This is a genomic window from Bacillus sp. NPDC093026, assembly GCF_044754665.1.
GTDB classification, from domain to species: Bacteria; Bacillota; Bacilli; order Bacillales; family Bacillaceae; genus Bacillus; species Bacillus maqinnsis.
Map to the genome: position 1 here is coordinate 140,912 of NZ_JBIVPN010000005.1, position 14,705 is coordinate 155,616.

A 14,705-nucleotide genomic window follows, 5' to 3' on the forward strand; every position below is an offset into this window, starting at 1 on the left:
TTTTCTTTTGACACTTATAAAGACGAATGGAGCATATAAAGGTTTCAGTTCAAAACATAAAAATTTTAATAAAGTATGAAAAAAATATGACATATATATGAACACTCAGATAGGCAAACCTGCCTCATTGTAACAAAGATTTATATTATTTGAAATGAGATACGAGTTTAAATTTTCCTTAAAAATGGCGATTGTGGCGAAAAGAAGCCTGTCGACTTGACCGACAAGCTAAAATCATTTGGTTGATTGATGATTTATCAGTTTCATCACTTTCGTATTTGTTCAATTTTTTACTTCGGTATCCAAGAACTCGTTCATTTTTGAATTGCCCTTTGGATCATCCCTATTTATACGTTTTCAGCAAGCTCTTTCTAACGGCTTGCTCCACATTTACAGAATCAGGTCTTTTTTCTTTCACAATAGGCCAGATTGCTACTGGTACAATTACTCAATCTAACTTGAGCTGACATGATAACTTATTCTCATTCATCAATCTACTTCCAATTTTTTTAATTACCGAACAAATACATTTCATTGATTCGTATCATAATATCATTATTTTGTATAAGTTTACTTTACTTTTATAAAGGATAAGTTTATCATTTGTTTTAAGAGGTGGTGCTGATGAAGAGAGATTTTGGCGATTCGATATCAAATAAGGTTTATGAATATCGGGTGCTTGCCAGAATGTCTCAGCAAGAGCTTGCTGAGAAAGTCGGTGTTTCTAAACAAACCATTTTCGTCATGGAAAAAGGAAATTATGTTCCTACCTTATTGTTAGCATTTCGTATTGCGAATTTCTTCAAAGTTGAGGTTAACGATATTTTTACTTATGTGAAAGGAAATGAGAAGAATGAAAAATAAGGGAGATCTTACAAATACAATCTTTTATCCTTTAAAAACCTGGGCGGAGACATCAACTGAAAATTGGAACATGCTTCTTGGTATTGGATTTGCCATGCTTTTAGTGGGATTGATTTTAACATTTGTATTCCTTAAACGAATTGGGAAGAGTGATGAGAGGACAAATCAAATCACTTTAAAAAGTTGCCTCTACATGTTATTCGTAGTAATTTTATGTGACGTGATTTTTCCAAAGGAATATATGTGGCAAATTTTCTTTTTGTTTAAATATTCTCTTGCAACTCTCGCTTCAGGAATCTATCTAGCCGTTCGATATAAAGAAGATTTTTTAAAAATAAAGAACTAAAATAGCAAGCTAGGGAAATGCATGTAAATTCAGCTCTGTAGTTTCAAAAGGGAAAATCGCTAATTTATTTGGAGGAAGTAAGGGTAAAAGATTGTCTTTCAAGATCACTTACATGGCTATGATTTTAGATTACAAATAAGCTGCGCCCAGTATTTTAGTATTAGAAGAACCTTACTCCGTTCAAGTGAGGGTGATATTGTTATCAATTGAATTATATACCGTAATAGACTGTCGAAAACCTCATTTTACTGATAAGGAAGTTGTGACGCAAATAGTGTAACTTATGGAGCGTATGGGCTATCAAAAAATAATATAATACAACATGGAGATCCACCCCTTAGATTTTACTCTAATAAGATAGACCCACCCTTGTTATTGTTGTAATCATTGAACTATCACAGCATACACTGTACATTTTATCGTTTACCTTATTAATACAGCTTTTATTTGAATCGGGTCGGAAATTTACCAGATACGTGTGTTGATGAGTGTTTTATAATCAAAAAGCATCCAAGTAATATAGATGCTCTCTTATAAATATGTAGGCATAAAAAAGAGGATACTAATCTGTGTTAGCATCCCGAATCTGTTCAAAACCCTCTCATATCATGGGTTAAACTGTAAGTATTAGTACGTCGATTATAAAGGTTGTTGAAATAAGATTAATCGTAAGGACGGTACTTCTTCCGCTCTTCTTCTATGTCTTTTGTGAGAACACACACATTCTCAGACTGTTCCATACTCGTTATTTGAACATCTAGTCTTTATCACCTATGTAAATTGTTTCATTTTCACGGAAGTTAAGTATTTATTTCCCAAACATTCTCCGTATAATGGTAAAATCTCTTTTGATTGCAACCAAGCATTAAAGGAGAATGCCATGAAAACTTTAGATGTTCAGGCGTTGCACAATGCCATTGATCAAACGCTGGAACAATTAAAACAACAATCACAAAACATCAAATCCCTTGAAATGCAAATCAATCAAATCATCTCACTAGATGGCGCACTAAAGGGCGAGGCTGGAGAAGCCATTCGAGCGTTTTATGCAGAGTGTCATATCCCCTTTTTGCAATTCTTTCAGGTCGTCATTGAAGAATACACCGGTGCGCTAAAAAAGACAAAGCAGGCTCTCCATGCATTTGAATCAAACCCGAATGGCTTTATCTCTCAATCATTCATTGAACACGAGCTTGACCAAGGGTTAAAAAAAGCCGAACGGACCATTTCTGATATCGTATCAGATGTAAATCAAGCCCTCGGCAAGGTCAGCCATATTGTTCATTTGCCTCATGTAGATGAATCTGCTTTTCAACAAAGCTATCAAAAAGCATGGCTTGAGACCTCAAGAACCATTGGACTGCTTCATGCATTTGACAGGGAACAAACGAGTGCTTTACATGAAACAGAAAGCTCCCTTCACACAATGAATCAATACATAGACACCCTAAGCACCATGTTCACTGGTCCGAAAATCGAGATCACCAGCTATCAAAAAGGCTCTATTTTCAAAGATGGAAAAGAAGAAAAAGTGAGCAGTACGATCAGCGAATTGAATGAAAAAATAGACAACCCTGACGAGACCCCAATGATGATTATGCTGAGGAAGCTGAATGAAAAAGAGCAAGCGAATGTGGATGCGGTTGTTCGCAATGAGACCCGCCAAAACATCAACAGAGAAGGAAAAGCAAACGACCCATCACTTACCCCATTGCAAAAAGAAGCCGTGATCGGAAAAAACCGGATTCATGGAGACATCAGGGTGATCAATGGTAAACTATACAATGTAAAAGGCATCAAAAAGCTCAAAGAATTCGATATCGCAGATGAAGTGGTCACAGACCCATCAGACTTTGATTACATTGGCGGGCGATATACCGTTTACGCCAATAAACAAATCATCCGAACGTATATCGTAGACGGCGAAGTCATCTCAGCCGCCGAAAACATCATCCTAGAATACAGTGGCATTTACGACGGCTACCGAGCCGTCACAGGCAAAGACCCCGAAACGAGCAAAAAAATAAGCAGCACAGACCAAGCCCTATCCGCAGTCTCCATCATCCCATTTATGAAAATCATTAAAGGCGGGAAATATGTCTTTAAGATTGATCAAGGGAAGAATGTGGTGAAGAGGGTTGAGAAGTCGGCTAAGGGTACGGGTGAAACTATCCAAGTTAAGAACATTAAAGATGAAGTAGATATTATTGCTGAAAGAGCTAAAGGTTTAGACTTAACTCTAAGAGAAACTCCATATAAAATCATGGGTAGTAAAAAAATGAAACAATTGAATGCAAAGGTGAAAAATAGAACTATCACAAAAGAAGAATGGAAACAATTAATGTGGAACAAGAGATTTAAACGCAGAAGAGATAACGGTGTAGATGACTTCTGGGAACAAGAAAGAGAACGCTTGTTAAATGGGGAAGCTACGAGGGTATGGACGGAGAAACAAGCAAAAGACATAATAAATGGTAAGGCACCAAAATATGAAGGTAAAACTATGATTGGTCACCATACTTATAGCGCATCTAAATATCCGCAAATTGCCAATAAAGGCGAAATCATTTATCCTGTAACATTTAGAGAACATTTGTATAGATGGCATGGTGGTAGCTATAAGAAAAGCCTACCTGGTAAACCACTAAATAATTCAGTTGATAATGACTTTTAAGGAGGATATAAATATGTCAGTAATACTTTTAGTGGTAGAACAAGATGAAAATAAAATGAAATATTTACCTGTAATAAGAAAAAATACAAATTTAGGATTTTCTGAGATAAAAAAAAGAATTGGAAATGGAAGTCCGATAATGGAATGTAATCTGTTTAAAGATGATGAGGACGATGCAAAACTTGAAAAATTAATAAATGAATTGATAAATGTTGGTGCGAAGATAAGACTGTTTGATGGTGAATTAGTTAAAAATAAAGAGGTATCTGTTGAATACTTGATGAATAGATTTGATAGATATAAAGAAATACAAAAACAAAATGAAATGTTAGATGATTTAATGTATGGTGAAGATTAATTGTGGGGATATTATGTAGAGTCGAGAAAATTCAGCTACAATATTTAGGCTAGATGACATTTTACATGTCCAGAGAACTTATGATACTGCAAAACCCACAACTAAAGACATGACAAAGCTTATTCAAAAGACGGTGCTCATATAGTTGCTCTAAAAGCATATAATAAAGGAAAAGGATGAAGAACAAAGGAAAGCCCCTCCATGTTTTTGGAAGGGCTTTTGAATTCATTTCAAGAGAGCTTCAATTTTTGCTTTTGTTTTCGGTCCATAAATGCCATCAATGCCGTTATTTTTTGCCCCTTTGTCAGGGAAGAAGAAAAGAGCGGCTAGGGCTTCTTGTAAGGCTTTTACACTCTCACCCTTTGTAAGAGGTTTTGTTCCTTTTAAGATGCCTGACGGCAAGTTGTTCGCCTTTTTAGACGTATTTTTGACTGATGTTGCTTTAACAGGCTTGGCAGTTGCCTAGCATATTAATCGTACTGACCGCGAGCCCCTTAACTGCGGATTTCTTCCGGTGTTTATCTTCTTTATACGGAACCCTATCCGTCTTCAGATACTTGATATATTCACGGATAATCTCCGAGGTCAACCCATCGATATCGCCTAAGATATTCGGGTGTCTTTCCACTAAGAACTCCGACAAGTACCGAATGTGGCTTCGATAGTCTGTGATAGTTCTTTCACGCATCCCTTCCGCTTCTTTTGCAAGTACGAAAATATCCAGCGCTTCTTCAATCGAATATTTGCGTTCGGGCGGTCTTGGGTTAGCCGTGAGACTGATCGCTTAGCCGTCGGACTCCTCTCGCCTATAAATTTTCGAGCCATAACGTTAATTACCTCCGTTTTGGCCAACGTACCGCAAACCTAACGCATGTCTTACGTACACGAAAAAACCCGTCATCAAAACGTCTAAGTCATCGTTTAATTCAACGGAGACATACGTATCAATAACGGGTTTTCTAATTAGTACGTCCCAGGAGAGATTCGAACTCCCGACCGACGGCTTAGAAGGCCGTTGCTCTATCCAGCTGAGCTACTGGGACATGGTGTGATGTATGTAGTGGCTGTTCGTTATTACCTCAGCGACAAGATTCATTATATTACTATTGTTCTTAGAAGTCAACGGTTTTTCGAAAGTTTTTTCATAAGGGGCAGAATATGCACCCTTATGAAATGTCTTCCAATGTGACGGTGTTTTCGAGGTCTGGCAAGAGATGACCTTCGTCTGTGTAAAATTGTACGTGCGCTGTTTTTTCATCTAGTGTCAGTATAGCATAGCTGCGCTCTTTTCGCACTCTTGGCAGGTGGATACTGCCTGGGTTGATGAACAATTTTCCCCTCAAAAGCTCGCTGCCTGGAATGTGAGAGTGGCCGAAGCATATGATATTTGCGCCTAGCTCTTCTGCACGGTAATAGACTTGAAGCAAGGATTGTTTGATGCCATGCAGATGTCCATGAGTGAGAAATAGTTTCCTTCCACCATCTAATGGGAGAAGGAGTTCTTCTTCAAAATCGCCTAAAAAGTCACAGTTTCCTTTGACCACTTTGTAGCCTTCGAGTGCTGGATGATTCGTTTCTAGTTCAGAATCTCCGCAGTGAATCATCATGTCGACCTCATCAGCATGCCGTTTGGCAACGGTTTGAAGTTCATCTGTTAGTCCATGACTGTCACTAATCATGAGTATCTTCATGGCTTCATTTCCCCCTATTCATTTGCGTCTAGTAGTGATGAAAGCTTTTGAAGCGCAACCGCTCGATGGCTGATTTTGTTTTTCTCTTCTGGTGATAATTCTGCCATCGTCTTGCCTTTATCTTTGACGATGAAAATCGGGTCGTATCCGAAGCCGTTATCTCCAACCGGTTCTTCTGCGATGAAGCCTTCAACGGATCCTTCTACGGTTTGAGTTTCTTTTCCCGGTATGCTGACAGCCAGCGCACATCTGAATCTGGCTGTACGGTCTTCTTTCTCAATTCCTTTTAGCTCGCTAAGCACTTTGTTTATATTCTCAGCGTCGTCTTTATGCTCACCGGCGTACCTAGCAGAATAGACGCCGGGTTTTCCGCCAAGGTAATCAATGGATAGGCCAGAATCATCTGCTATGACCATCTCACCGGCTTTAGCCTGTATCGCCTCTGCTTTAATGATCGCATTCTCTTCAAAGGTTTGTCCTGTTTCTTCTATGTCCTCGCTGAATCCAATGTCTGCTAGTGTTTTGACCGTAAATCCCTTTGGCTCAAGAATGGCTTTGAATTCTATTGCTTTTCCCGGATTATGTGTTGCGATGATGGCTGTTTTCATCCTAATCAAACCCCTCTGCTTTCGATGACATCTCCTGTGACTGCCTTTTGCTTTTCAATTAATTCTTTGATGCCTTTTTCGGCTAAATCAAGCAAACCGTTCAGTTGCTCTCTTGAAAAAGTGGCTTCTTCGCCTGTACCTTGAAGTTCAACAAAGCGTCCAGCGCCTGTCATGATGACATTCATATCCACTTCCGCCGAAGAATCTTCCTCATAATTTAAATCTAACAGAAGTCCGTGCTCAGAATCAATTCCGACAGATATCGCAGCTAAATAATCTGTGATGGGATTTTCTTTGATTGTGCCTTCCATGCGAAGTTTTTGAATCGCAAGTGTCATGGCGACAAAAGCACCTGTAATTGAGGCAGTACGTGTTCCGCCGTCAGCTTGGATGACATCACAATCAATCCAAATGGTCCGTTCGCCGAGCTTTTCTAAATCAACGACTGCGCGGAGTGCTCGTCCAATCAAGCGCTGGATTTCCATTGTCCGTCCTGTTACTTTTCCTTTTGAGGATTCTCTTATTGTTCTTTGAGTTGTTGCTCTTGGAAGCATGCTATATTCCGCAGTGATCCATCCTTTTCCTTCCCCTCTTAAAAAAGGGGGTACGCGGTCTTCGATAGATGCGTTGCAGATGACCTTCGTATTTCCCGCAGAGATTAAGACAGAGCCTTCTGGGTGTGTAATGTAGCCTGCCTCTATTTCAACTTTTCTTAATTCGTCATATTGTCTTTCATCCAATCTCATGTTTTACCTCCGTTACGTTATACGTTCCTTGGCGATGTCAGTAGTGTTCTTCTACTAACTTTGACAACCTAATTCGGTTCTAACCGCCCAGAATAAAAAAGAGGCAGCGTAAGTGCATGCCTCTTTTTCTTCATTATATCAATGTGTGAGATTAAAAACTACCTGTATTCACTTGTTCTGGTCTTGTAACCGGCTTCGTAAGCTCTGCTCCCTTTTCATTGACAAGCTCTGCCTTTCCATTTACTTTCACGGATACGCTTTTGACATCAGGCATCTCTGTTAATGTGAGCACAATGCTGTTGAGAACTTTTTGTGAAATGACCTTTTTCTTCTCATCTGCACTGCCAAAAATAGACTCATTGAAATCAAGCGTGACATGGCCGTCTTTTACTTTTGGTGGGGTGACAAGCTTGACATCTTGATTAAAGTCAGTGAGAAGATTGCTTGTTTTACTTGGCCCAGAGACGAGTTCATCAATGGCAGCAGTGATTGGATCTTCATCCTTTTTTGGTGATCTTGTGGTTACTGGCACATAGTATGTCTGATCATCTGATTCAGATAAATAGTAGACTGTGACAGGCTTTGTTGCTGTCATATCTGCAACGGCTTCATGCTGGATATTAATGCCGTCCTCTCTGCTTAAATCTTCTGAGATCGGTGTTCCGTTCACAGGCATTTCTTTCAACTCATGCCCATTCATCTTTAATTTCACTTTTGCAATTGAATCAAACTGGGTTAATGTCCATGTAACGGATTGCAGAATGCGCTGTTCATCCTCTTTTTTATAATTCTTGAATTCATTTGAAAAATCAACGATCGCTGTGCCATCTTTAATGTCGACTGAGACACTTGTATCAGCAGGTAGAACCGCTCTAAATCCGTTTGGCAACAGATCGGAAATTGGACCACCTTCTACAAGATATTCAAGCGTTTGCTTCGCACTTCCTTTGTTCTTTGGGAGCGGGATAGATTGAGAAACGACATAACCGTCTTTATCAATTAAATATAATTCTCTCATGACGGTATCCGCTTTCTTCTCTTCTTTTCCTTCTTTAACTGTTTGTTTGTCTTTTTTATTCTCTTTCACATATGTCACGTTTTGCGGTGGATCGATTTCCGTCTTTGCTTGATCGGTTTGAAATAACCCGCATCCTGATAAAAGCATGGCTGACACGATACACGTGACAGTTGCTGTAAATCCCTTTTTCAGCATACTTCACCCTCCTCTGGTAGTTTGTACTACTATGTATACGAGTTCCCAAAGAGGATTAGACCCTTTTCATAAAAAAATAACCCACTTCAATAGAAGCGGGTTATGGTTGATACACTTGCTCAAGTGAAACGGTTTCGACTTTTCCTGGTAAATAGCCAAACCAATCACGAGCGATGTTCTGAAAGTTGTGCTGATCGCCTGTTGTGTAAAATGTATGAAGGGGTGCTTCTTGAGTAGCGTTTAACAACCCTTTATATGAAAGAATTGTACTCGCCTCTCTCGCTGTTTCATCCCCTGATGAAATAATGTTCACACCACTGCCCATAAAACGCTGAATCGCATCCTTTAAAATCGGGTAGTGCGTACAGCCGAGAATCAGTGTATCAATCCCTGTTTCTTTCATAGGTCCAAGAGATGCTTTCACCACTTCATCTGCCGTATGGTCTAAAAACGTACCGCTTTCGACGAATGGAACAAGCATCGGGCACGCTAAACTTTGCACCGTCAGATCTGCTTTTAGGGAAAGCAGTGCTTCTTTGTAGGCCTCGCTTTTAATCGTATTGACTGTACCAATCACACCAATGTGCTGATTGTTTGTCACCTTAATCGCTGTACGGGCTCCGGGCTGGATAACGCCAATGACTGGGATATCTAGCGTCGCTTTGATTTCATCAAGAGCAATGGCCGTTGCTGTGTTGCAAGCAATGACGAGCATTTTAATATGATGATGCCTCAATAAGTAATGAGCCATTTCCCATGTGTATTGACGGACTTCTTCTTCTTTACGAGGACCATACGGGCATCTTTTTGTATCGCCCACATAAATGATTTTTTCTTTTGGCAGTTGTCTCATGATTTCCTTCGCAACGGTTAACCCGCCAACGCCGGAATCAATGACACCGATTGGTTGATCCAACTAAATCGCCTCATTTTCTTTTCATTTGCTGCTGTAGTTTCATTAAAGACTTATTGAAAACGATGGCTTCTTCTTCAGAGAAAGCCTCTAGAAGTTCACTGACATATTCTTGGCGTTTGACGATCACTTCTTGGATAATCCGCTCACCTTCAGGCAATAAATGAATGCGGACCACGCGCCGGTCAGAAGGGTCTTTGACCCGTTCCACAAGTTCGCTTTTTTCCATTCTATCAATTAAATCTGTTGTCGTGCTACAAGCCAAATACATCTTTTGTGATAGCTCGCCTATTGTCATATCTCCAAATTCATAGAGCCATTGAAGCCCCACAAATTGAGGAGGCGTAATCGTATATTGATGTAGGATTTCTCTGCCTTTTTGCTTAATAATCGCAGCAATATGGCGCAATGATTTTTCAATATCTGCAACATGGTCGAACTCATTTGCTTCCATTTCATCGATACCTCACTATAGCATCTCACTTTAATTAAAATGTACATTCCTATTTTCCTCGTTTTTCAAAGAAAATGCAAGAAGAGACTAAAGGAATCAATAGAAATAACCGGTTCCCCCATTTGGAAGGGAGACCGGCTGACTTTAGAGCTCTAGCTCACCCATACGCAGAAGCTCGACTACGGCCTGTGAACGACCTTTGACTCCTAGCTTTTGCATGGCATTTGTTATGCATACCTTTTACAAATGAGTATAACCCAGATGATCATTTAAATCTATAATGGAAGTTCATTTTCCCATTTGGATGAATCACGATATAATCAATGAGCTTTTCAAAAACACGCTTTAAATCTTTTTCTCTGTCGTCAAGTTCTCGAAGGACTGCTTTCATTTCAGCCATTGAATTTTTCTCATCCTGTACTTTCTGCAATGAAAATAAACTCTGTTCAAGCTTTATTATTTTAGCTTGAATGTCATTCCGTTTCATTTGAAATTCGGACTTGGTAATCATTTGATCTTCTAAGTATAACTCCAACAACCTTTTATTCTGTGTTTCTAAGGATTTTAACTCTGATTTTATTGATTTGATTTGTTTATCCTTTTGCTCAAGAGCATTTTTTTTAAAGTCGTGTGATATATCCCCTGAAAATTCAATGAGTTTTTCGATAACTAAATCACGAACTTCTTCGTAAGTTATGGGAACGTGGTTAACACAGCCTTCATGACCAGCTCTCCTGTAATTACTGCATTTAACATATTTCCAGTAAGTTTTGTCTCCATTTTTTTTAGCTCTGCTCGTTTGGATAATGACCATATTAGAACCACACCTTCCGCAAATAAGCAGTTGTCGTAGCTCATTCCATGGTGTGAATTTAGTTTTTTTATTAACAGTCGGTTTATTATTTGCTTTCTCCCAATCTTCTCTGGAGACAATCGGTGGACAAAAGTCTTCATAAATGGTCCATTTTTCGGGTGGATTTCTTATAAATTTCTTCCTTCCATCAACCTTGATCGTGGTATGTCTATTAGCTATGTACACGCCACAATAAATAGGATTTCTTAAAATGGTTTGAATTGTTGTAAGCTGCCAGTTGCTTCGTTTTCTAGGTGGAGGTATTTCACCTAATTTACATTTTTCTTGCAAAGTATATGTAACCCTTTTGTGACCTAATCCCTCGTTATTATAAAGATGAAAAATCAATCTTATTACTTGAGCTTCACTTTCGTTAATTACAAGGTGTTTGCCATCTTTCATATAACCATATGGCACACGACCAGAATGCTCTCCTCGTCGAGCTTTAGCTGCAAGTACACCACTTATGTTTACCGACATAGATTTAGGTAGCTGCTCAGCAAAAAGAGCTGCCATTTCAAATTTCATTGACGCCTTACTCTCGTAAAGAGAGTCGTAGTCTTCTTCGAGCGTGACAACACGAACTCCGTTAGACACTAAAATCTCTCTAATATATAAAGCATCTTTCAAATCTCGAGCAAGACGTGTGATGGACTTAAAAATAACCATTTTTATTTCTTTCTTTTCCGCCAATGAAAAAATGTATTTCATTGCTGCTCTATCTTCAAGAACAGTTCCACTGATACCATCATCTAACAAAACAGAACGATCATCCCATTCATAATTGTGTTGCTCGATCCAATATCTGCAAACGTCAATTTGGTTTTCTTTAGAACTTATTTGCTCATCTCTATCTGTCGAAACCCTTGTATAGACCTTATAAGGGTAATCGTCATATTTGATGATTTCGTCTACTGATTCTTTGCGGAAATGCATATAACACACCCCAATTGTGAATTGTTCTTACTGAATTATAACATCTTAATTGTCGATTCCGTAATATTCTTATTTTGGAAAAAACATTATTTATCTTCTTTCTAATTCAATAATATGCTAGACTTATTTGGAAAATATTTGTTTTGGAGGGTCTATATTGAAATACATTAAGAATTTTTTTATTTTAGTATTATGCACCTTATTCATATCTGCTTGCGGCAAATCAGAAACGATGTCTACAGAGAACTCTAGTGAAAAAGAAGAAAGTGTTAAAACTAAAGAAAAATTAAACGTAAAGATCACCTTGAGCAAAAAAATTACAGACAATAAAAGCATTCTCATTAGTGGAAAAAGCAATTTACCTAAAGATACAACATTAACAATTGATCTAAAATGTCCGGAATGTACAAACTATTATTACGACTTCTCTACTGATGTAACTGTTAAAGAGGATGGAATGTTTGATTATAAATTTTCTAATGAAGAAGGTGAGGAGTTTGAAGGCGGTAAGTATACCGCTTATGTAGAAACGTCACCCGAAAATCTTCAAACTGACCATGTTAGAGAGATTTTTGGAAAAGATGGAGCTAATCTTGCGGGTTCTAATGTTAGCGGTGATAATGATCGAGTAGCTACTGCTGAAATTAATTTTAAAATTAAAAACTCATCGAAAGTTAAACAAAAAAGCAAGAAAAACAACGCTGCAGAAGTTAATAAAAAGAAAGATAAAGAACTGTCTACTTTGAAAAGCGATGCTGAATATGAAATTGAATCTATTATAGAAGATAATTACAAGGCTGCCTCAATCGAAAAGATCAAAATTAATAAAGATATGAGTACTAACAAAGATAACAAACTAATTGCTCTTGTTTACCTGTCGTTTGATTTCAAAGATTCTGCTCAAGGTTCTTATAATATGGTGGAAATGTTTAGTGATGATTTAGCTGCAAAAATTGGAAAAAAGAATACTACAATTACCCAAATCGCTGTATTTTGGAAAGTTCCTTATATAGATGAAGATGAAACTGTTGCAAAATTCTCTTACGAGCGTTCAGGAGAAAATATGAAAATCACTGATAAAGTATCTGCTTTAAAATAACCCTTCGACTTGAAGGGTTATTTATTTATGTTTATAATCGAACATATATTCTTATTGGAGGGGATCCTTGTGACTGATCTCGAAAGGAAACTTTATCGAATCATTTATAATATGAGCCGGTTCCACAAGAATCCAACAATGGATGATTTAAAAAGAAAAACAGGTAAAGACGAACAATCTATACGAAAAGCAGTCAAAAATCTTTTGTGCAGACAAGAATTGACTTGGGATAAAGAGAAGAAGGAATGGCGTTTTTGATAAAATCCATTATGATTTTTTAGGGAGTTAGACATTAAGAAAAGCCGTCCTTTTGGGCGGCCAACAAGTTTCATTTGTTGATGTTTTTCTTTAAATCCTCAATTTCATTTTTGATGGATTTATTTTCTTTCTTGAGTTTTGAAACCTCAACCACGGTGAATAACAGAGTTGTCAAAATGAGTAAAATCAAAATATACTCAAACATTGTTAAATGTCCATATAATAGTCATCAAAGCCGAATGTTGCTGCAATTCCGATGACAGGAACAAGGGCGGCTCTAAATGCCCATCTGTGTTTCTTATATGTTGATTTCTTGAGTTGTTTGCGTTTGTATAGTTGCTTAGCGATATATCGACCAGCATGATATCCAGTTCCAACAATAGCGGTCATGCCTGTTATTATGCCTATTACGGCAAGGACAGGATTATGTACCGTGGCTTTATCTTCCTTTGTAAAAAGGCTGTCAAGTGTAAAGATGTCTTTGTCAGTAAGACCAAGGTCTAAAGCGCCTTGATATAATTCGGTATCGCTTTTAGTAAAAGATTCTGTCATTATGTTTTGTTCTGCATCATGCTGAACAATTGTGTTGTTTTCTTTTACTTTTGCCTCTGCTGCATCTGCAAACTCTCCAAGAGTACAGGAAATACCAAGTGCAGCTACAATAGACATTGAAATTCTTCTTATACATTTTTTATTCAAAAAAAACCCTCCCCTTTAAATACAGATTAAGCATAACTAAAATATACATTTATTTCCATAGTTATAAATAACCAAATGTCAAAGATGAGTTGGTTATAAAGTATGTAATTTACGACAAATAAAAAAGTCCTTCCCGTTGGAAGGACTTTTTTAGCCTCTCTTTTTTAACCACCTAACGCCTGACTAATATATGTTGACCATTTCTCGAAAGCAGTTATTAAATTTGTACTGTTTGCTCCTAATTGAATTATGGAATTTGCCGAATCAACTAAACTACGTATTATGGCCTTTTTGGGTTGGGGTTCGTTAACTCCGTTTACAATGGCATCTACTAACTCTTCAACTTCTTCTTGTTGCGGAGTAGCCAATTCCGATTTTTTTAATTCTTGCATTAAAGTTTGGGTTAGTTTTAAAAATTGATCATCATTTTTGTTGATATTATTTGTAGAAATATTAGTTGAGTTATCTCCTATACTGAAAGCACTATTATTAATATTAGAAAAATCATATTTCTTTTGATTCACAACAACCAGCACCGACCTTTCCCCTGATTCTATTATCTTTTCTTCTATTAAGTCATTAACTGTTTTTACTTGTGCTAATTCCTTTACACCAGCATTGAATACTTCATGTCCTGTGCATTTCTTTTTTTTTTACTTTGCGAAATGAATTGCTCAGTAAAATCGAATACAATCAGAAAATCTGGTATAAAATTTTCTTCTCCGCAAATACAATCAAATTCTTCTTCTTCAACTGGTTCCTCAAATCTAAAAGTCTCACCTTTGTGATTATTAGGACACAGCACAATTTTTTTAGGAATTAATTCGAAACCGTTTTTAGACATAAGATATCTAAATACTTCCTCGTAATAATCATCATCTATATTTGAGGCATACAAAATATTTTCAACAGTAAAGTTAATTATAGGAGGGGAGTTAGACGCCCAGTTAGACAGAACTTCATTTATTTTAAAAAAGTCAATTGCGCCCATAA

At 37.6% G+C, this 14,705-nt stretch carries 16 protein-coding genes, 1 tRNA gene and 2 pseudogenes; 6 read left to right on the forward strand and 13 right to left on the reverse strand.

The window, feature by feature from the left end; all coding sequences use genetic code 11:
- The first annotated feature begins 624 nt into the window (after positions 1–624).
- From ACIQCE_RS12655 to ACIQCE_RS12670, 4 genes are all read left to right on the forward strand, one after another.
- On the forward strand, positions 625–864 hold the full coding sequence (locus ACIQCE_RS12655) for a helix-turn-helix transcriptional regulator (protein WP_400495291.1): 240 nt from the start codon (positions 625–627) through the stop codon (positions 862–864).
- Positions 854–1,210: a DUF2178 domain-containing protein gene (locus tag ACIQCE_RS12660; RefSeq protein WP_400495292.1), complete on the forward strand. Its 357-nt coding sequence runs from the start codon at positions 854–856 to the stop codon at positions 1,208–1,210. Before ACIQCE_RS12655 ends, ACIQCE_RS12660 begins: the two co-directional genes overlap by 11 nt.
- 880 nt (positions 1,211–2,090) lie before the next feature.
- Positions 2,091–3,884: a T7SS effector LXG polymorphic toxin gene (locus ACIQCE_RS12665; RefSeq protein ID WP_400495293.1), complete on the forward strand. Its 1,794-nt coding sequence runs from the start codon at positions 2,091–2,093 to the stop codon at positions 3,882–3,884.
- Between the two features lie 13 nt (positions 3,885–3,897).
- Positions 3,898–4,242, forward strand: coding sequence for a hypothetical protein (locus ACIQCE_RS12670; RefSeq protein WP_400495294.1), 345 nt, complete (start codon positions 3,898–3,900; stop codon positions 4,240–4,242).
- 225 nt (positions 4,243–4,467) lie between these two features.
- Here the strand turns inward: ACIQCE_RS12670 and ACIQCE_RS12675 are convergent.
- The 10 genes and pseudogenes from ACIQCE_RS12675 to ACIQCE_RS12720 form a co-directional block, all read right to left on the reverse strand.
- Positions 4,468–4,701, reverse strand: a pseudogene (locus ACIQCE_RS12675) (peptidoglycan-binding domain-containing protein); the annotation flags it as partial.
- A 510-nt stretch (positions 4,702–5,211) separates the two neighbouring features.
- Positions 5,212–5,285: transfer RNA gene (locus tag ACIQCE_RS12680), tRNA-Arg, on the reverse strand.
- A 123-nt stretch (positions 5,286–5,408) separates the two neighbouring features.
- A complete protein-coding gene (locus tag ACIQCE_RS12685; protein ID WP_400495295.1) occupies positions 5,409–5,933 on the reverse strand; it encodes a YfcE family phosphodiesterase in 525 nt (174 codons plus the stop codon).
- Positions 5,934–5,947: 14 nt separating this feature from the next.
- Positions 5,948–6,550, reverse strand: coding sequence for an XTP/dITP diphosphatase (locus ACIQCE_RS12690; RefSeq protein ID WP_400495296.1), 603 nt, complete (start codon positions 6,548–6,550; stop codon positions 5,948–5,950).
- On the reverse strand, positions 6,547–7,287 hold the full coding sequence (rph, locus tag ACIQCE_RS12695; RefSeq protein WP_400495297.1) for a ribonuclease PH: 741 nt from the start codon (positions 7,285–7,287) through the stop codon (positions 6,547–6,549). Before rph ends, ACIQCE_RS12690 begins: the two co-directional genes overlap by 4 nt.
- Positions 7,288–7,438: 151 nt before the next feature.
- Positions 7,439–8,500, reverse strand: coding sequence for a GerMN domain-containing protein (locus ACIQCE_RS12700; RefSeq protein ID WP_400495298.1), 1,062 nt, complete (start codon positions 8,498–8,500; stop codon positions 7,439–7,441).
- A gap of 100 nt (positions 8,501–8,600) precedes the next feature.
- A complete protein-coding gene (gene racE, locus ACIQCE_RS12705; protein WP_400495299.1) occupies positions 8,601–9,416 on the reverse strand; it encodes a glutamate racemase in 816 nt (271 codons plus the stop codon).
- A gap of 10 nt (positions 9,417–9,426) precedes the next feature.
- Positions 9,427–9,867, reverse strand: coding sequence for a MarR family winged helix-turn-helix transcriptional regulator (locus ACIQCE_RS12710; RefSeq protein WP_400495300.1), 441 nt, complete (start codon positions 9,865–9,867; stop codon positions 9,427–9,429).
- A 144-nt stretch (positions 9,868–10,011) separates the two neighbouring features.
- Positions 10,012–10,098, reverse strand: a pseudogene (gene gerE, locus ACIQCE_RS12715) (spore germination transcription factor GerE); the annotation flags it as partial.
- Between the two features lie 34 nt (positions 10,099–10,132).
- Positions 10,133–11,656, reverse strand: coding sequence for a recombinase family protein (locus ACIQCE_RS12720; RefSeq protein ID WP_400495301.1), 1,524 nt, complete (start codon positions 11,654–11,656; stop codon positions 10,133–10,135).
- A gap of 157 nt (positions 11,657–11,813) precedes the next feature.
- Here ACIQCE_RS12720 and ACIQCE_RS12725 point away from each other — a divergent pair, with 157 nt between their 5' ends.
- Together ACIQCE_RS12725 and ACIQCE_RS12730 are read left to right on the forward strand one after the other, a co-directional pair.
- Positions 11,814–12,755, forward strand: a complete 942-nt coding sequence (locus ACIQCE_RS12725) for a hypothetical protein (protein ID WP_400495302.1) — start codon at positions 11,814–11,816, stop codon at positions 12,753–12,755.
- A gap of 69 nt (positions 12,756–12,824) precedes the next feature.
- The gene (locus ACIQCE_RS12730) at positions 12,825–13,013 is read left to right on the forward strand and encodes a hypothetical protein (protein WP_400495303.1); all 189 of its coding nucleotides are present in this window, start codon (positions 12,825–12,827) and stop codon (positions 13,011–13,013) included.
- Positions 13,014–13,220: 207 nt separating this feature from the next.
- Here ACIQCE_RS12730 and ACIQCE_RS12735 read toward each other — a convergent pair whose 3' ends face one another.
- The 3 genes from ACIQCE_RS12735 to ACIQCE_RS12745 all read right to left on the reverse strand — a co-directional run bounded on the left by ACIQCE_RS12735 (position 13,221) and on the right by ACIQCE_RS12745 (position 14,703).
- A complete protein-coding gene (locus ACIQCE_RS12735) occupies positions 13,221–13,712 on the reverse strand; it encodes a hypothetical protein (RefSeq protein WP_400495304.1) in 492 nt (163 codons plus the stop codon).
- 164 nt (positions 13,713–13,876) lie between these two features.
- Entirely contained in the window at positions 13,877–14,248 is a 372-nt protein-coding gene (locus ACIQCE_RS12740; RefSeq protein ID WP_400495305.1) for a hypothetical protein, read from the reverse strand.
- Between the two features lie 71 nt (positions 14,249–14,319).
- Positions 14,320–14,703 (reverse strand): hypothetical protein, encoded by a 384-nt coding sequence (locus ACIQCE_RS12745; RefSeq protein WP_400495306.1) that lies wholly within the window; start codon positions 14,701–14,703, stop codon positions 14,320–14,322.
- Positions 14,704–14,705 lie beyond the last annotated feature (2 nt).

What these genes read in the sequence shown, in the direction of transcription:
- ACIQCE_RS12655 (WP_400495291.1), top strand. Translation starts at nt 625, where the DNA reads ATGAAGAGAGATTTTGGCGATTCGATATCAAATAAGGTTTATGAATAT.
- ACIQCE_RS12660 (WP_400495292.1), top strand. Translation starts at nt 854, where the DNA reads ATGAAAAATAAGGGAGATCTTACAAATACAATCTTTTATCCTTTAAAA.
- ACIQCE_RS12665 (WP_400495293.1), top strand. Translation starts at nt 2,091, where the DNA reads ATGAAAACTTTAGATGTTCAGGCGTTGCACAATGCCATTGATCAAACG.
- ACIQCE_RS12670 (WP_400495294.1), top strand. Translation starts at nt 3,898, where the DNA reads ATGTCAGTAATACTTTTAGTGGTAGAACAAGATGAAAATAAAATGAAA.
- ACIQCE_RS12685 (WP_400495295.1), bottom strand. Translation starts at nt 5,933, where the DNA reads ATGAAGATACTCATGATTAGTGACAGTCATGGACTAACAGATGAACTT.
- rph (WP_400495297.1), bottom strand. Translation starts at nt 7,287, where the DNA reads ATGAGATTGGATGAAAGACAATATGACGAATTAAGAAAAGTTGAAATA.
- ACIQCE_RS12700 (WP_400495298.1), bottom strand. Translation starts at nt 8,500, where the DNA reads ATGCTGAAAAAGGGATTTACAGCAACTGTCACGTGTATCGTGTCAGCC.
- ACIQCE_RS12710 (WP_400495300.1), bottom strand. Translation starts at nt 9,867, where the DNA reads ATGGAAGCAAATGAGTTCGACCATGTTGCAGATATTGAAAAATCATTG.
- ACIQCE_RS12720 (WP_400495301.1), bottom strand. Translation starts at nt 11,656, where the DNA reads ATGCATTTCCGCAAAGAATCAGTAGACGAAATCATCAAATATGACGAT.
- ACIQCE_RS12745 (WP_400495306.1), bottom strand. Translation starts at nt 14,703, where the DNA reads ATGGGCGCAATTGACTTTTTTAAAATAAATGAAGTTCTGTCTAACTGG.